Origin of the sequence: Pseudomonas sp. (assembly GCF_032058845.1) — a bacterium.
In the GTDB taxonomy this organism is placed as follows: Bacteria; Pseudomonadota; Gammaproteobacteria; order Pseudomonadales; family Pseudomonadaceae; genus Aquipseudomonas.
Map to the genome: position 1 here is coordinate 18,647 of NZ_DAMCCR010000036.1, position 16,976 is coordinate 35,622.

At 64.9% G+C, this 16,976-nt stretch carries 13 protein-coding genes; 6 read left to right on the forward strand and 7 right to left on the reverse strand.

The genetic code is table 11. From position 1 onward, the window contains the following. Both RT028_RS09260 and rpmE read right to left on the reverse strand, forming a co-directional pair. The coding region (locus RT028_RS09260) for a thermonuclease family protein (protein ID WP_409567215.1) at positions 1-291 on the reverse strand (291 nt) is incomplete at its 3' end. A 2-nt stretch (positions 292-293) separates the two neighbouring features. Then, positions 294-509, reverse strand: a complete 216-nt coding sequence (gene rpmE / locus RT028_RS09265) for a 50S ribosomal protein L31 (RefSeq protein WP_312934417.1) — start codon at positions 507-509, stop codon at positions 294-296. A gap of 177 nt (positions 510-686) precedes the next feature. Here rpmE and RT028_RS09270 point away from each other — a divergent pair, with 177 nt between their 5' ends. The 3 genes from RT028_RS09270 to RT028_RS09280 all read left to right on the forward strand — a co-directional run bounded on the left by RT028_RS09270 (position 687) and on the right by RT028_RS09280 (position 5,469). Next, positions 687-2,906, forward strand: a complete 2,220-nt coding sequence (locus RT028_RS09270) for a primosomal protein N' (protein WP_312934418.1) — start codon at positions 687-689, stop codon at positions 2,904-2,906. Positions 2,907-3,035: 129 nt separating this feature from the next. Then, positions 3,036-4,772, forward strand: coding sequence for an arginine--tRNA ligase (gene argS, locus RT028_RS09275; protein ID WP_312934419.1), 1,737 nt, complete (start codon positions 3,036-3,038; stop codon positions 4,770-4,772). Between the two features lies 1 nt (position 4,773). Then, positions 4,774-5,469: an SPOR domain-containing protein gene (locus RT028_RS09280; protein ID WP_312934420.1), complete on the forward strand. Its 696-nt coding sequence runs from the start codon at positions 4,774-4,776 to the stop codon at positions 5,467-5,469. A gap of 53 nt (positions 5,470-5,522) precedes the next feature. Here RT028_RS09280 and RT028_RS09285 read toward each other — a convergent pair whose 3' ends face one another. Beyond that, positions 5,523-5,942 (reverse strand): TM2 domain-containing protein, encoded by a 420-nt coding sequence (locus RT028_RS09285; protein ID WP_312934421.1) that lies wholly within the window; start codon positions 5,940-5,942, stop codon positions 5,523-5,525. Positions 5,943-6,110: 168 nt separating this feature from the next. Between RT028_RS09285 and RT028_RS09290 the strand changes: the two genes are divergently transcribed. Then, positions 6,111-6,758: a C40 family peptidase gene (locus RT028_RS09290; protein ID WP_312934422.1), complete on the forward strand. Its 648-nt coding sequence runs from the start codon at positions 6,111-6,113 to the stop codon at positions 6,756-6,758. Positions 6,759-6,812: 54 nt separating this feature from the next. Here RT028_RS09290 and RT028_RS09295 read toward each other — a convergent pair whose 3' ends face one another. Next, entirely contained in the window at positions 6,813-9,089 is a 2,277-nt protein-coding gene (locus tag RT028_RS09295; RefSeq protein ID WP_312934423.1) for a TonB-dependent siderophore receptor, read from the reverse strand. 158 nt (positions 9,090-9,247) lie between these two features. Between RT028_RS09295 and RT028_RS09300 the strand changes: the two genes are divergently transcribed. Together RT028_RS09300 and RT028_RS09305 are read left to right on the forward strand one after the other, a co-directional pair. Then, positions 9,248-9,967 carry a response regulator transcription factor gene (locus RT028_RS09300; protein ID WP_312934424.1) on the forward strand — a complete coding sequence of 240 codons (720 nt, stop codon included), beginning with the start codon at positions 9,248-9,250 and terminating at the stop codon, positions 9,965-9,967. A 1-nt stretch (position 9,968) separates the two neighbouring features. Next, entirely contained in the window at positions 9,969-11,351 is a 1,383-nt protein-coding gene (locus RT028_RS09305) for an ATP-binding protein (RefSeq protein ID WP_312934425.1), read from the forward strand. Between the two features lie 185 nt (positions 11,352-11,536). On the opposite strand, the gene RT028_RS09310 is transcribed toward RT028_RS09305, so the two are convergent. The 3 genes from RT028_RS09310 to RT028_RS09320 form a co-directional block, all read right to left on the reverse strand. After that, positions 11,537-12,826, reverse strand: coding sequence for an OprD family porin (locus RT028_RS09310; protein ID WP_312934426.1), 1,290 nt, complete (start codon positions 12,824-12,826; stop codon positions 11,537-11,539). 389 nt (positions 12,827-13,215) lie between these two features. Then, the gene (aguA, locus tag RT028_RS09315; RefSeq protein WP_312934427.1) at positions 13,216-14,322 is read right to left on the reverse strand and encodes an agmatine deiminase; all 1,107 of its coding nucleotides are present in this window, start codon (positions 14,320-14,322) and stop codon (positions 13,216-13,218) included. 167 nt (positions 14,323-14,489) lie between these two features. Beyond that, positions 14,490-16,976 (reverse strand): aminotransferase (locus RT028_RS09320; RefSeq protein WP_312934428.1); only part of this gene is annotated, 2,487 nt, incomplete at its 5' end.

The window sequence follows — 16,976 nt, forward strand, 5'->3', positions numbered from 1 at the left end:
GTGTATCAGCGCCTGCAGGCGGCGCCTGGCCGCCTCGGCATAGGGCTCGCTGGCACGCCCGGCCCGGCCCAGCTCCGGGGCATCGATGCCGATCAAGCGCACGCTGCCACCTCTGGCCAGGCGCAGCGTGTCGCCATCGATCACGCGCTCGACCGCGTAGGAGGTGGTCGCCACCGGGCTTGGGCACAGCCCCCAGGCCGTGGCCTGCCAAATGGCGCCCACAAAAAAGGCGCCCACCAGGGACGCCTTTTTGCACAGCAAGGCGAAACCCGAAGGATTCGCCATGTGCAGTCTTACTTCTTGGCACCGAACATGCCGAAGCGGTCTGCGAACTTCTGTACGCGACCACCGGTGTCCAGCACCTTTTGCTTGCCGGTGTAGAACGGGTGGCACAGCGAGCACACGTCGATCGACAGCGGCTTGGCCAAGGTCGAACGGGTTTCAAACTTGGCGCCGCAGCTGCAAGTGACTGCAACTGCTTCGTAATTCGGATGGATATTGTCTTTCATCGTCATTTCCTCGAGCTGCGTGCCGCCACCCAACACCATTGTTGAATACCGCACGTAATTAGGCGGCAAATAATACCAGAGCGCGCGATCAGCGCAAGTTGTCGCTTGCACCGACTGTCGTCTGCTAGGCTCGGCGCATTCCAGTCGCATTCAGATACACCCCCAGAGACCTCCCGCGTGTCCGACGTCATCCTGCGCATTGCCCTGCCCTCTCCGCTGCGCCGCCTCTTCGATTACAGCGCAACGCCGCGCATGCTGCAGCAGACGCTGACCCCTGGCATGCGTGTGCGCGTGCCGTTCGGCCGGCGGGAAATGATCGGCGTGCTGGTGCAGGTCGTCGACCACACTGACGTGCCGGCCGACAAGCTCAAGCCGGCCAGCGCGCTGCTCGACGACACCTCGCCGCTGCCACCGGCCTACTTCCGCCTGTGCCTGTGGACCGCGCAGTACTACCAGCACAGCCTGGGCGATACCTTCAGCTGGGCGCTGCCCAACCTGCTGCGCCAGGGCGAAGCCGCCGAAGCTCGGCAGGAACGCTTCTGGCACGCCGCCCCTGGCGCCAGCCTGGACGATCCGCGCATCGCGCGTGCACCACGCCAGCGCGAGGCCCTGCAGACCCTCGCCCAGCACCCGCACGGCGTGGCCCACAGCCTGCTGAGCAAGCTCAAGCTGAACAAGGACAGCCTCGACCTGCTGCTGGCCAAGGCCCTGGTGCAGGTCGAAGTCCGAAGCCACGGCCCGGCGCGGCGGCATGAGCACTGGCTGGCGCAACCGGAGCTGGCGCTCAATGAGGAACAGCAGGCGGCGTTCGACGCCGTACGCTCAGGCTTCGGCGCATTTCACCCGTTTCTCTTGGCCGGGGTCACCGGCAGCGGCAAGACCGAGGTCTACCTGCAACTGATCCGCGAAACCCTGGAAGCCGGCAAGCAGGCGCTGGTCCTGATTCCCGAAATCAACCTCGGCCCACAGACCCTGGCCCGTTTCGAGCAACGCTTCAATGCGCGCATCGCCCTGCTGCATTCGGCGGTCAACGACCGTGACCGGCTCGATGCCTGGCTGGCCGCGCGTGACGGCGAGGCCGACATCATCATCGGCACCCGCTCGGCGTTGTTCACGCCGATGAAGCACCCCGGCCTGATCATCATCGACGAAGAGCACGACGGCTCCTATAAACAGCAGGAAGGCCTGCGCTACCACGCCCGCGACCTGGCCGTCGTGCGCGCTCACCAGGATCAGGTGCCGATCGTGCTCGGCTCGGCCACACCGTCCCTGGAAAGCCTGCACAACGCCCACACCGGTCGCTACGGCCTGTTGCGCATGCAGCACCGGGCCGGCGGCGCCAGGCAGCCACGCCTGCTGCGCCTGGATGTGCGCAGCCTGCCGCTGGACGGGGGTATCAGCGGGCCTTTGCAGCAGGCCATCCGCCAGACGCTGGAGGCCGGCCAGCAGGTGCTGGTGTTCCTCAACCGCCGGGGCTTTGCGCCGACCTTGCTGTGCCATGACTGCGGCTGGCTGTCGGGCTGCCCGCGCTGCGATGCGCGAATGACCGTGCACCAGCGCTCGGCCATGCTGCGCTGCCACCACTGCGGCTACGAGGAACGCCTGCCGCACCAGTGCCCGCAATGCGACCATGTCGACCTGCGCCCGGTCGGTGCGGGTACCGAGCGAGCCGAAGATCGCCTGAAAGTGCTGTTCCCAGACTTTCCAGTGCTGCGCGTCGACCGTGACAGCACCGCGCGCAAGGACGCCATGCAGGCCCTGTTCAGTACCGTGCAGCGCGGCCAGCCGTGCATTCTGGTCGGCACCCAGATGCTGGCCAAGGGGCACCACTTTCCGCGGGTCACGCTGGTCGCCGTGCTCAACGCCGACGGTGGATTGTTTTCAGGGGATTTCCGCGCCAGCGAGCACATGGCCCAGCTGATCCTCCAGGTCGCCGGCCGCGCCGGCCGTGCCGAGGAGCCCGGCAAGGTGATCATCCAGACCCACCTGGCCGAGCACCCGCTGCTGGTGCAACTGACCGAGCAGGGCTATTTCGCCTTCGCCGAACAGGCCATGAGCGAACGCCGCGCCGCGGGCCTGCCGCCGTTCTCGCACCTGGCCCTGCTGCGCGCCGAAGCGCACAAGCCGGGGCAGGCCGAAGGTTTTCTCGACCAGGCCTGTGCCGCCGCCGAAGCCTGGCTGGCCGAGTATCCGCAGCCGGGCGTCGAGCTGCTGGGGCCGGTACCGGCGCCCATGGAGCGCCGCGCCGGGCGTTTTCGCGCGCAGCTGCTGGTCCAGGCCTCCAGCCGAGCCGCCCTGCACCGCCTGCTCAGCGCCTGGCTGGTGCAGATCGAACAACTGCCCAGCGGCCGCCAGGTGCGCTGGTCGCTGGACGTCGACCCGGTGGACTTGCATTGAAGCGCGCCCACCGATCGTCCCACTGCGCCCCCAAAGGTTGGCAACCCGCGCATAGCCACGGATAATGTGCAGTTTTTCCACCCGCGCACCCCAGCGCCCCGCCGCGCTTGCGGTCGAAAAGAGATCCTGATGAAAGACACCATTCGCCAGCTGCTCCAGCAAGCCCTCACCCAACTCGTCACCGACGGTGTGCTGCCTGAAGGGTTGTCGCCGGCGATCCAGGTGGAAAACGCCCGCGACAAGACCCACGGTGACTTCGCCAGCAACATCGCCATGATGCTCGCCAAGCCCGCCGGCCTGAAGCCACGTGACCTGGCCGAGAAACTGATCCAGGCGCTGCCGGCCAGCGCCGACATCAGCAAGGTCGATATCGCGGGCCCGGGCTTTCTCAACTTCTTCCAGAACACCGACGCGCTCGCGGCTCGCCTGGACGCTGCCCTGGCCGACGAGCACCTGGGTGTGCGCAAGAACGGCGCGCCCGAGAAGGTGGTGGTCGACCTGTCGGCGCCGAACCTGGCCAAGGAAATGCACGTCGGCCACCTGCGCTCGACCATCATCGGTGACAGCGTCGCGCGCATTCTGGAATTTCTCGGCGACCAGGTGATTCGCCAGAACCACGTGGGCGACTGGGGCACCCAGTTCGGCATGCTGCTGGCGTATCTGGAAGAAAACCCGGTCACCAGCGACCAGCTGTCTGACCTGGAAAACTTCTACCGCGCCGCCAAGAAACGCTTCGACGAGTCCGAGGAATTCGCCACCCGCGCGCGCAGCCTGGTGGTCAAGCTGCAAGCCGGCGACGCCGATTGCCTGGCGCTGTGGACGCGCTTCAAGGACATCTCGCTGTCGCACTGCCAGGCCACCTATGAGGTGCTCAACGTCAAGCTGAAGATGGCCGACGTCATGGGCGAAAGCGCCTACAACGATGACCTGGCCAATGTCGTCACCGACCTCAAGCACAGCGGTCTGCTGGTGGAGAACCAGGGCGCGCAGTGCGTGTTCCTCGACGAATTCAAGAACGCCGAAGGCGACCCGCTGCCGGTGATCGTGCAGAAGGCCGACGGCGGCTACCTGTACGCCACCACCGACCTGGCAGCGGTGCGCTACCGCAGCAACGTGCTCAAGGCCGATCGCGCCTTGTACTTCGTCGACCAGCGCCAGGCCCTGCACTTCAACCAGGTGTTCGAAGTGGCCCGCCGCGCCGGTTTCATCGGCCATCCGATGCGCATGGAACACATGGGCTTCGGCACCATGAACGGCGCCGATGGCCGTCCGTTCAAGACCCGCGACGGCGGTACGGTCAAGCTGATCGACCTGCTCAACGAAGCCAAGGAACGCGCCTATGCGCTGGTCAAAGACAAGAACCCCACGCTGCCCGAAGACGAACTGCGCCGCATTGGCGAGGTGGTCGGCATTGGCGCGGTGAAATACGCCGACCTGTCCAAGCACCGCACCAGTGACTACAGCTTCAACTTCGAGCTGATGCTCAACTTCGACGGCAACACCGCGCCCTACCTGCTCTACGCCTACACCCGGGTGGCCAGTGTGTTCCGCAAGCTGGGCAAGCGCTTCGAGAAGGCCGACGGCACGATCGTGTTGCAAGCGCCGCATGAGCAGGAACTGGCCGCACGCCTGGCGCAGTTCGCAGAAGTGCTCAACAGCACCGCCGAAAAAGGCACGCCGCACACACTGTGCAGCTACCTGTACGACGTTGCCGGCCTGTTCTCCAGCTTCTGGGAAAACTGCCCGATCCTCACCGCCGAGACCCCCGAGCAGCAACAAAGCCGCCTGCGCCTGGCCGCACTGACCGGACGCACCCTCAAACAGGGCCTTGAGTTGCTTGGCCTGGAAACCCTGGAGCGCATGTAACTTGGCTGCCAAGAAGAAACCTGCCCCCAAGCGCGGCGCCAGCCGCCAGCAAGCCCAGACCAAGAAGCCGATCCCGGGATGGATCTGGCTGGCCGTCGGGCTGACCGTTGGCGCCTTCGTGGTGTTTCTGATGAAACTCGAACCAGGTTCGGGGGACATCCAGCGCACCAAGCCCGAGCAGCAGAAGCCAGGCAAGACCGCTGAGGCCAACAAGACCGACCCGTCGCCGCAGCAACCGGTCAAGCCGAAGTACGACTTCTATACGCTGCTGCCGGAATCGGAAGTGATCGTGCCGCCAGAGGCCGTGCCGGAGAAAACCCCGCCGGTGCCTGCGCAACCGGTGACCCCGGTAACGCCCGCAGAGGCGGCGAAGATCGACACCGCCCGCGCCCAGGCAGCCCTTTCGGGCCAGACCCCACCGCCAGCGCCGCCGGTGCTCAAGCCGGCGGCCACCACCCAGTTCTTCCTGCAGGCCGGCTCGTTCCGCAAGCAGGCCGATGCCGACAAGGTGCGCGCGCAGATCATCCTGCTCGGCCAGTCGGTGAAGGTGGAATCGGGCACGGTCAAGGAAGAGACCTGGTACCGCGTGCTGGTCGGCCCGTTCAGCAACCGCGAGCAGCTGACCGTCGCCCAGAAGCAGTTGAGTGGCGCCGGGTTCAGCAACCTGTTGTTGCAGCAGCGACAGACCCGCCAGTAACGAAAAAGGCCTTGCCTCCACACAGAGACAAGGCCTTTTTCTGCGGGGTGCGATTAGCGGCGCCCGCTGTTGACCTCCGATACCTGCCGATTGAGGGTCCAGAAGTCATACAGCACACCGAGCAGGAACAGGCCGCCGGTGAAGAAGTAGATGATCGCGCTGATCCATTTGCCTTGATACAGGCGGTGCGCGCCGAAAAGGCCCAGGAAGGTCAGCAGAATCCACGCCAGGTTGTAGTCCACACGCCCAGGCTGAAAGCGTGCCTCGGCCTCGCGGTCCATGGCGGGGATCAGGAACAGGTCGATCAGCCAGCCAATCCCCAACAAGCCCAGGGTGAAGAACCAGATCGTGCCGGTGACGGGCTTGCCGTAATAGAAGCGGTGCGCACCGGTGAAGCCGAAGATCCACAGCAGATAGCCCAGCAGCACACTGTGGGTGCCCGTAGCAGCCTGCCCATTTCCATAACCATTCATTCAATAAACCTCGCCGCTTATGCAGAAAATTTTCTAAAAAAAGTTGTGACTTTTTTCACGATGACCGACAGACGGTAGCCAGCCAATCGACCAACGGGTCCGGAATGGATCAAAAAGCTGTTATAAAGTTGCGCGCCCAACCACACAACATTCACATGAGCTTCATCTATGCCACCTCTTTTCAAGACATGGCTGACCCTCTGTCTCTTATTGCCATTGGCCGCCCACGCCACCAACCGTGAGCAACGTCTTCCCAACGGCTTCACCGGCCAGACCGTACACAGCGCTTCGAGCGCGGTGGTCAAACGCCCTCAGGTGAAGCACGTCACCACGCTCCGCGCCCGTCCTGTGGTCAGCAAGACGAATGGCCTGGCCGCGACCGCCGCGCCCGCCAAGCAGAGCAGCCAGGTGCTGAGCCGCGCCGTGAATGTGCTCGGTACCCCTTATCGTTGGGGCGGCAGCAACCCGAAAAAAGGCTTCGACTGCAGCGGCCTTGTGCAATATGCCTTCAACGACGTGGCCAATGTCGATCTGCCGCGCACCTCCAGCGCCATGGCTCAGGGCCACGGCGTGAAGGTGGCCAAGGCCGACCTCAAGCCTGGCGATCTGATCTTCTTCAACATCAAGAGCCGCCGGGTGAACCACGTTGCCATCTACCTGGGTAACGACCGCTTCATCCATGCGCCTCGTCGCGGCAAGAACGTGAGCATCGACACCTTGAACAAGCCCTACTGGCAGAAGCATTACGTGGTTGCCAAACGCGTGCTGCCCAAGGAGCCGCTGAACAGCCAGGACCTGAGAATCGCCAAGCGCTGATCAGCGTCACGCAACAAAGAAATGGCCCGCATCTGCGGGCCATTTTCGTTTGCGTCAGAACGCGGTGTTCACCGTCAGCGACAGGCTGCGCGGGTCGCCGTAGATACCCCCGGCATAGAAGCCGTAGCGGCTGTAGTAGCGCTTGTCGAACAGGTTGTTGGCGTTGAGGGTGACGCTGGTGTCGTCAGTGACCTGGTACTTGGCCAGCGCGTTCCAGATCGCATAACCCGACCAGTTCACGTCCGAGCTGCCACGGCTCACACCGTTGACCGGCTGCCCAGCCGGCGAGGACACCGCGCGGATGTTGCTCTGCGCGGTGACGCCAGCACCGAGGGTGAGGCGCTCGAGCGGGCCGGACAAGCGATAGGTGGTCGAGGCCTTGAACAGGTGCGAGGGGTCCTGGCGGCCATCGGCATCGGTCTGGCGGAAGTGCAGGTAGGTATAGCCGCCGTAGACGTTCCAGTTCGGGGTCAGGGCGCCGGCCAGTTCCAGGTCGATACCGTCGGTTTCCTGACCGGTACCGGCCTTGTAGGCCTGGTTGCCGTTGGGCGTGCTCTGCGCGCCATCCATCACCGCCTTGTTTTCCTGCTTGGTGCGGAAATACGCCGCCGAGGCATTCAGACGACCGTCGAACCATTCGCCCTTGAGGCCGGTTTCGTAGCTCTGGCCACGGATCGGCTCGACCTTGCCGCCGCTGGCGGTTTCTTCGGTCTGCGGGGTGAAGATGTCGGTGTAGCTCGCATACAGCGAGTAGGTGTCGCTGAGGTCGTAGACCGCGCCCAGGTAGGGGGTGACCACGCCGCTGGTGTGCTGGCTGGTGCGCCCGCCATTGACGTCGCGGCTGATCGAGGAATAGTCGCTGGTGCGTGCCCCGATGATCACCGACAGCGGATCGGTAATGCTCAGACGGGTTGCGGCGTACATGCCCTGCAGGCGCGTGGTGACCTTGCTGTGCAGGCCGGTCCTGGACACCAGCAGGTCGAAGTCATCGTCCACACCTTCGAGCCAGTTGCTGAGCGGCAAGCCGTTGTTGGCGCGGTACATGCAGCCGGTGGTGTTGGCCCCCAAGCCTGCATCGGTCAGCCAGTTGCACTTGTATTGCGGCGACCAGGCAACGGTGCGGCTGTCGCTGTAGCCGAGCATGGCCTGATGGCTGCGGCCCACCAGCTGGAAGGGGCCGGACAGGTCGATCTGCGCCGACTGCTGAGTGGTGTCGGTTGAACTGTGCAGGCCATTGAGCACGGCGCCACTGCCGTCGGGGTTCCAGTAGCCGCCGTAGACGCCACGCGACACCGAGTTGACCTTGGCCATGCCGCGATGCCCCACCGACTCGATGGTGCTCTGCGAACCCTTCAGGTCCAGCGTCCAGTCGTTGGCGAAGCGGTGCTGCAGCGAGGCAAAGGCGGTGCGCGTATCGACCTCGCTGTAGCTCCAGCTCGGCGCCAGGTTGGTGCTGCGTGGCAGGTGGGTCTTGCTGCCGTTGCCGTACCAGATCGGGAAGTTCGCGCCCCAGCCGCTGCCGAGAGTCTTGTTGTACTCGTACTGCACGCCTGCACCCAGGGTGGTGTCGTCATCCAGGTCGAAGGCGAAGTTGGCCAGGGCGGCACGGGAGCGCTCGGACTCGTTGTCGCGGAACGAGTTGGCCTCTTGCTGGGTGACCACGAAGCGCGACCGCAAACGGCCATCTTCAGACAGCGGCAGGTTGAGGTCCGCGCCCAGGCGGCGGCGATCCCAGCTGCCATAGGTGGCATAGGCGCTGCCGCCGAAGGTGCGGGTCGGCGCCTTGCGGATCAGGTTGACCGAGGCCGATGGGTCGCCGGTGCCGCCGAGCAGGCCGTTGGCGCCGCGCACGATGTCGATGCGCTCGTACAAGTCGGTGTTCAGCGCACTGCCGCCGCCGCTGAAGTCGGTGCCGCCGGGGAACTGCAGGCCGTCGACCTTCCAGTTCGTGACCCCATAGCCACGGGCGCGAAATTCGGTGCGGCCGCCCACTTCCATCTTGCTGATGCTGACCCCGGGCGCCGTTTCCAGCGCCTGCTCGATGCTGTGGATATCGCGATCCTGCATCTGCTCGCGGGTGATGGTGGTCACCGATTGCGGCGTCTGGCGTGGCGTCAGTTTCAAGCCGGTGGCACTACGGGTGGTCTCGACGGTGTACCCTAGCTGCCCGGCGTCATCGGCGCCGACAGCGGCCCCGTCGATAGAGATGACACCCAGGTCCAGCGTACCGTTCTCCGCCGCCAGGGCGGCGCCGGAAACGCTCAGGGTAACGGCCAGGGCCAGGGGAGTCAGGCAATTGCTGGCTCGGGTGGAATGAATAGTCAGGTTCATAATGCTCTTGGGGTTATTTGCTAAAGCGTCGTATTCGCAGATGTATTTTTGATGCGATTCTATTCCCCGACTCCGACCCCTCCATGCCCGGCTTTGTATGCGCATGTAATCGAACGTAACGAGCGACCCCGGCGCTCTTTCACACAGGTATTGGCTTGATGGCTACGACGTTGCTGGTCGTTGACGACGACGACGAGATCCGCGAACTGCTCTGCGACTACCTCAGCGATGCCGGGTATCAGGTGCTGGCGGCGGCCAACGGCGACGAAATGCGCACGCACCTGGCCGCGCACCCCGTACGCCTGGTGGTCCTCGACCTGATGTTGCCCGGCGAAGACGGCCTCAGCCTGTGCCGCCAGTTGCAGGCTCACCCGGGTCTTGCGGTGATCATGCTGTCGGCCAAAGGCAGCACCTTCGATCGCATCATCGGCCTGGAGGTGGGCGCCGACGACTACCTCGGCAAGCCGTTCGAGCCGCGCGAACTGATCGCCCGCATCAAGGCGGTGCTGCGCCGCCCGCAGCGCCTGGACGCACGGGACGACACGCCCGACGATCAGCCCCATGAGTTCGGTGGTTTCAGCCTCGACCCGATCAAGCGCGTACTGACCTGCCCCGACGGCGACGCACTGAGCCTGCCGCGCTCGGACTACCGGGTGCTGCGCGAACTGCTCGAAGCCAACCACCGTGTAGTCTCGCGCGATCACCTGACGCGCAGCGCGTTCGGCCGCGACCACCTGCCCGACGACCGCTCGGTGGACATGTGCGTGAGCCGGCTGCGCCAGTACCTGCGCAAGGCGCCGGAGGCCACGGTGCAGATCCTCACCATCCGCAACGAAGGTTATCTGCTCAGCATCGAGCAGCCCGGCGCGGACACCTGAGGTGCGCTGGCTGCGGCGCCTGTGGCCCGGCACGCTGTTCGGCCAGCTGCTGCTGATCATGGTCAGCGGCACCTTGCTGGTGCAGCTGGTCTCCAGCAGCATCTGGTTCGACGTGCGTTTCGCCCAGGTGCTGGAGGCACCGGTGCGCCTGATGGCTGCCCGCAGCGCGCCATTGATTGCCCAGGCCCAGTGCCATGCCGAGCGCGCTGCGGTGCCCCGTGGCTACCACCTGCGGTGTGCGGAAAACGCGCCGCAGGTGCCGGTGGATGAGCGTCGCGGTCGGCGGCGCATCGAACTGCTGCTGCACCAGGCGCTGCGCGTCGAACTGGGCCATAGCCAGAACGCCCGTCTGCTCAAGGTGCAACTGACCGATGAGCTGGGCCAGCCGCTGGTCTGGCGCAGCCTGTTCGGCCTGCGCACGGCACAAGCGCACATCCAATTTGCCGTGCCGCTGGCCGACGGTCACTGGCTGACCATCGATGGCCAGGAAATGCAGGGCTGGAGCGGAGAGTCGGCCTGGGTGCTGATCAGCGACTATGTCTTGCGCGTCTATGCGTTGCGCATCGTCGCCGTGCTGCTGGTGTGCCTGGTAGCGGTGCGCCTGTGCCTGCGCCCGTTGCGCCGGCTGGCTGAAGCCGCGCGTGGCCTGGGTGACAACCTCGAACAGGCGCCGTTGCCACTCGACGGCCCCCAGGAAGTGCGCCAGGCCGCGCACGCCTTCAACGCCATGCAGCAGCGCCTGATCGCCATGGTCAACGACAAGGCCTACTTCCTCGCCGCCGTTTCCCACGACTTGCGCACCCCGCTGACGCGCATGCGCCTGCGCCTGGAACGCTTGCCCGAAGGTGAAGACAAACAGCGCCTGCGGCGCAACATCGCGCAAATGGACGACATGATTCAGCAAGTGCTCGACTATTTGCGCGCGGGGGAACAACAGCACCTGCACAGCGTCGACCTCGACCGCCTGGTCGCGCGCCAGTGCGCGGAGCTGGCCAGCGATGACGAGCCGTTGGCCGTCCACGGCACCGCCGGCAGCGTGCAGGCCGACACATTGCTGCTGCAGCGTTGCCTGCAAAATCTGCTGGGCAATGCCTTGCGCTACGCCCATGGGGTTTCGGTACAGCTCGAACGCAGCGCCAGCGCCGTGCACATCCACGTCGACGACCACGGCCCCGGTATCGCTCCTGAGCTGCTGGCCACCATCACCGACCCGTTCGTACGCGGTGAAGCGTCACGCAGCCAGGCCTCCGGCGGCTACGGCCTGGGCCTGAGCATCGCGCAGCGGATCGCGAGCAGCCATGGCGGTGGGTTGCAGGTGAGCAACCGCGCCGAGGGTGGCTTGCGGGTGAGTGTGTGGTTGCCGCTGGGCGGCGCTCAGGGCTGAGCGCACCGTTGTGAAGACCTCGCCCTGCACGGCCCATCGCACGTCGACAGGGTGGGCCAGCCTTGCTCCGGCCAACCCCGATAGCAGGGCCAACACAGGCATCGCGCCAGCGGACTCGCAGCCTGCCGGCAAAACCAGACAGCCCCGGTATTCACCGGGGCTGTTGGTCATCGCTCAGTCACTGATCAGAAGATGCTGATCGGGTACTCGACGAACAGGCGCACTTCGTTGCCGTCATCGTTGTAACCGTTCTGGCGAACGCTGTCGGAGGTGCGCAGGATCGAGCTGCGCAGTTTCACGCTCAGGTCCTTGGCCGGGCCTTCCGGCACCACGTAACGCACCTGGTTGAAGATTTCGCGCTCTTTGCCTTCACCAAACCCGTGGGTATTGATGTTGTCGCCACGTACGTAGGCGACTTTGTAGGTCAGGCCGGGAACGCCCAGTTCGGCGAAGTTCAGGTCGTAGGACACCTGCCAGGAGCGCTCGTCTTCGGCGTTGAAGTCCGACCAGTAGGAGTTGGCCAGGTAGATGCTCGAGCCGCCGTCGCCGACGCCGCCGCGGTTCTGGTACCAGCCGTAGTTGTAGCCGGTGCTGCCGGTGCTGCGCTGGTGCGCCAGGGTCAGGGCGTGCGGGCCGAAGGCGTAAGTGGCGGCCAGGCTCCAGATGGTGTTGCGGTCACCGGTCAGGTCCGCGGCTTTGACGTAGCGGTTGTTGATTTCGGTCTTGTAGCCATTGAAATCCAGGGTCAGCGACTGGTTATCGGCAAGCGCGTGGACGTAGTTCAGGCCCAGGTAGTGCTTCTTCAGCACATCCTCGACGTCCGAGGTGTACAGCGAGCCGGTGAGCTGGTCGTTGAACTTGTAGCTGCCGCCCAGCACGTTGATCGACTTCAGGCCACCGCTGTCACGGCCTTCCATGCTCTTGCGCGCTTCCTGGGTGAAGCGGCCGGCATTGAGTTCAAGGCCTTCGATTTCCTTGGAGGTGACCAGCGTGCCGGTGAAGCTTTCTGGCAGCAGGCGGGCATCGTCGTGCTGCAACACGGGCAGCGACGGCATCTGGTCACCGTACTTGAGCACGGTGTTGGAGACGCGGAATTTCACGGCGGCGCCAGCGCGAGCCAGGTTGTGCGGCGAGCGTCCGGAACCGTCTTCGCTGGGCTTGAAGAAGTCGATGCCCGCGCCGCCATTACGGCCACGGCCGCCGTCCAGACGCAGCGCGTACAGGCCAAACGCATCCACGCCCACGCCTACGGTGCCTTGAGTGAAGCCGGAGGAGAACGTGCCGATGAACGACTGGCCCCATTCGGCCTGGTCCGAGCTGCCGTGCTTCTTGTCACGGTTGATGTAGGCATTGCGCAGCAGCACCTTGGCGTGGCTGTCTTCGACGAACCCGGCGCTGTCAGCCTGGGCACTGGCCTGGGCCTGGGTGGCGCCGATCAAGGCCAAGGCGAGGAGACTGATCCTGGTGTTCAACATGTTGTTTTCCTTAGTCACGAACTCAAGACACGCTCACCCGGCAGGCTGGCAGCGTGCAGTGCACGATGAGCTGGCTCGGCAACGGGCAGCAGGCTGACCCAATCCGGCCAGCCACGAGGGGGCGAATCCTAGACCGCAGCTGGAGGAAATGTCAAAAAATCGTGAAAAGGATAACTTTATAACCAAATAGTTTGCGCCAGGCAGTGGATTTGACGGGCAAATCCGACGCATGCAGGTTATTTATTCTCAAGAGGAAGATTCTGAACTGTGAGTAGGATCCGTCGCAGCCAGGGCCGATTATCAAAGTGGGTGGTGTAAAAGACGGCGGACTCCCACAACCGCGTCATCGGTGCGGGAGCTCGCCGCTCGCAGTAGCGCCTACCTGCTACTCAGCGCTTTACCGGCGCCGGCTGTTGTTGAGTCAGGCAGTGGATGTTGCCGCCGCCCAGCAGTAGTTCACGGCCCGGGATCATCACCACTTCGTGGTCAGGGAACAGCGCGGTGAGCAGCTCAAGCGCCTTGGCGTCGTTCGGATCATCGAAGCTCGGGGCGATGATGCCACCGTTGACGATCAGGAAATTCACGTAGGAACCGGCCAGGCGTACCGAAGGATCGCGCGCCTGGCTGCCGAGCACCTGGTCGACCCCGGCGCATTCTTCGTCAGTGGCGAACAGTGGCCCTGGAATCGGCATCTTGTGCACGATCAACGAACGGCCCTTGGCGTCCTTGCTGGCCTCCAGCACCTTCATCGCCGCCTGGCAGCGCGGGTAGTTGGGGTTTTGCGGATCATCGGTCCAGGCCAGCAGCACTTCGCCCGGGCGCACGTAGCAGCAGAAGTTATCCACATGGCCGTCGGTCTCGTCGTTGTACAGGCCATCGGGTAGCCAGATCACCCGCTCTACGGCCAGGTTTTCCGCCAGCACCGCTTCGATCTGCTCACGGCTCAGGTGCGGGTTGCGGTTACGGTTGAGCAGGCACTCTTCGGTGGTGATCAGGGTGCCTTCGCCGTCAACATGAATCGAGCCGCCTTCGAGCACGAAGCCCTCGGTCTGGTAGCGCTGGCAGCGCTCCATTTCCAGCACCTTGGTGGCCAGCTCGGCGTCGCGGTTCCACGGTGCGTACAGGCCGCCGTCGAAGCCGCCCCAGGCGTTGAATGCCCAATCCACACCACGCACTTCACCGTGGTCGTCGATAACGAAGGTCGGCCCGGTGTCGCGCACCCAGGCGTCATCGCTGCTCATCTCGACCACGCGGATGTTGGGCAGGTCGAGCTGGCGGTGGGCATTGGCGTACTGCCCGGCCGACACGGCGACGGTCACCGGTTCGAAGCGGGCGATGGCCTTGGCCAGGATGACGTGGGCAGCCTGCGCCGGCTTGCCGCCCAGGCGCCAGTTGTCAGGGCGCTCAGGCCAGACCATCCAGACCTGGGTTTGCGCAGCCCACTCGGCGGGCATGTGGAAACCGTCGGCGCGTGGCGTCGTAGTACGGGTTTTCATGGGGTGACCTCTGCGATTGCCGGCCGGGGCCGCGGTGCGTTGAATGAACGTGAGCCTGCTTTATAGTCGATAAATATCTGCTTTTAAAGCGTGATGTGTGTCCTTGACCTTGTTTGCGCAGAACCCGGCTCGATACTGATCGGCCGGGTATTGGCCCAGGCTTGGTTCTAGAGCCCTTCGCCAAGGATTCGATCCACGCAGTCGACGAAATGGTCGACGCTGGCCTGTGTGGTACACATCGGCGGCTTGATCTTGAGGATGTTCAGGTAGTCGCCGGTGGGCTGCATGAAGATGCCCAGGTCGCGCAGACGCTCACACAGCTGATGGGTTTCGGCCGTGGCCGGTTCCTGGGTCGCACGGTCACGCACCAGCTCGAGGCCAAGGTAGAAGCCTGAGCCATGCGCAGCCCCGACAAGCAGATGTTTATCGATCAAGGCGTGCAGGCGTGCCTTGAAATAGCGCCCGACCTCGCGGGCGTTTTCCCACAACCCTTCTTCGTCCATCACCTCGAGCACGGCCAGACCGATGCGACAGCTCACAGGGCTGCCGCCGGCGGACGAGAAGAAATAGCCCTCGGCTTCAAGCGCCTCGGCGATCTCGCGCCGGGTGATCACCGCGCCCAATGGCTGGCCATTGCCCATGCCTTTGGCCATGGTGATGATGTCGGGCACCACGCCCTGTTCTTCAAAGCCCCAGAAGTACTCGCCGAGTCGCCCATAACCCACCTGCACCTCATCGGCGATGCACACCCCGCCCCGCTCGCGGACCTTGGCGTAGGCCTGCTGCAGATAACCCGGCGGCAGCGAGATACCACCGGCATTGCCATACACCGGCTCGCAGATGAAGCCCGCCAGTTGGCGGTTTTTTGCCTCGATGTCGGCCAGCCGCGCATCGACGTCGCGCAGGTAGTCGGCCGCACTGTCCGGCCCACGGAAGCGACCACGGAAGGTGTTCGGCGCCTGTACCGGATGCACCCAGTCCGGGCGCGTTTCCAGGGCGCGCGGGTTGTCGGCGATGGAGGTGGAGATGGCGTCGGTGGCCACCGACCAGCCGTGATAGGCCTCCAGCACGCTGAGCAGGTCGCGCCCGCCGCTGTAGGCCCAGGCCAGGCGGATGGCCAGGTCATTGGCCTCAGTGCCGCTGTTGACCAGGAACACCCGGTCGAAGCCTTCCGGTGCCAACGCCAGCAGGCGTTCGGAGAACTCGGTGATGGCTGCGTAATGAAAGCGCGAGTTGGTATTGAGCAGCGACCACTGCCGCGCAGACTCCGCCGCCATGCGCGGGTGGCCATGCCCGAGTACCGCGACGTTGTTGAGCATGTCGAGGTACGAGCGGCCCTGCAGGTCGATCAGGTAATTGCGCCAGCCCCGCTCGATCTGCGGTGGCTGCTGGTAGTAGTGCTTCTGCGAACGGGCAAAGCTGGCCTCGCGACGGGCCAGCAGGGCCTGGGCATCAGGCACAGGTTCCGCATCGCAATCGATGCCGAGCACGGCCTGCGGCGAAGGGCACAGGGCCAGCCAGGCGTTGGCATGGGAGGGCTTGGCAAAGAAAGGCGGTGTCACCTCGGCGGCGCGACAGAGCTGCACGCTGATCAGGCCGGCGGTTGTACCGAGGGCGTCGCCACAGGCCAGCTGCTGACCGTCTGCCGGTGTGTCGCGCAGCCCGGTTATCCACAGCGACCAGGTGTCTGTGCGCAGGCAGCCGCGCGCAGGGTCGACGAGGTGCCAGTGGCCGTCCCGAGGGGCGATGATGGCGCTGCCTGCGGGCAGCTTCAGTTCGACGCCCAAGGCGCAGGTGGCGGGTTCATCTGCACAGTCGATCAGGGTCTGCGACAGCCGGTACTGGCCGTACAGGGTACAGGCCAGCCCCGGCTGCGCACCGAGCACCTGCTGGTCGAAACCAGGCTGCTGCCAGTTACCGGCTTCGCAGTGATTGCTGAGCACCCCGAGATCGACGCGCGCAACGCCTTGCCCAACCAGGGCCGGCAGCAGCGACGTGGTATCGCCCAGATCGAGATCCGCCAGGGGCTGACCGGCCGCTTGCAGTACCACCCTCTCCATCAGTGCGGCAGGTATCGCCGCCGCGGTCTCGAAGATCCGCCATTCATCCGCGACATTGGCCTGGATGTACGAATTGTCAGGGTCCACACGCAGGTGTTGCGCGCTGCTCAGCACCAGCACCGCCGCGCGCAGCATGATCAGCGGCCACAGCGCGCGCAGCTCGGCGGGCTGCAAGGGGTTGACGGCGTGGTAGGCGCGCACCGTTTCGCCAATGCGCAGCGCATCGTCTGCCACGTGCTCCAGCAGGCCGGCGCAGGTGATGGCCAGGTCACTGATACGCCAGGTGCGCATCAGGTCGCCGAAGTCGATCACCCCTTGCAGTTGCCACTGGCGCTCAGCGTCGCGCGCCCAGACGGTGTTGTCGGGCGTGATGTCGAGGTGCACGGCCTGCACCGGCAGGTCGGCGATCAGTGGCTGCAGAGACTGCGCGGCCTCAGCGCAGCGCTGGCGCAACAGGCCCTGGCGCGGGTCGCCGTCGAGCACCGGCAATAATTGCTCGATCAACGCGCAGGCGTGGCGCGGGTCCCACTGCAAGGTGCGCTCCAGGCCCGGGTGGTCGAAGCCGGCCAGGGCCTGGTCGACCCGCCCGCAGAG

What these genes read in the sequence shown, in the direction of transcription:
- rpmE (WP_312934417.1), bottom strand. Translation starts at nt 509, where the DNA reads ATGAAAGACAATATCCATCCGAATTACGAAGCAGTTGCAGTCACTTGC.
- argS (WP_312934419.1), top strand. Translation starts at nt 3,036, where the DNA reads ATGAAAGACACCATTCGCCAGCTGCTCCAGCAAGCCCTCACCCAACTC.
- RT028_RS09285 (WP_312934421.1), bottom strand. Translation starts at nt 5,942, where the DNA reads ATGAATGGTTATGGAAATGGGCAGGCTGCTACGGGCACCCACAGTGTG.
- RT028_RS09290 (WP_312934422.1), top strand. Translation starts at nt 6,111, where the DNA reads ATGCCACCTCTTTTCAAGACATGGCTGACCCTCTGTCTCTTATTGCCA.
- RT028_RS09295 (WP_312934423.1), bottom strand. Translation starts at nt 9,089, where the DNA reads ATGAACCTGACTATTCATTCCACCCGAGCCAGCAATTGCCTGACTCCC.
- RT028_RS09300 (WP_312934424.1), top strand. Translation starts at nt 9,248, where the DNA reads ATGGCTACGACGTTGCTGGTCGTTGACGACGACGACGAGATCCGCGAA.
- RT028_RS09310 (WP_312934426.1), bottom strand. Translation starts at nt 12,826, where the DNA reads ATGTTGAACACCAGGATCAGTCTCCTCGCCTTGGCCTTGATCGGCGCC.
- aguA (WP_312934427.1), bottom strand. Translation starts at nt 14,322, where the DNA reads ATGAAAACCCGTACTACGACGCCACGCGCCGACGGTTTCCACATGCCC.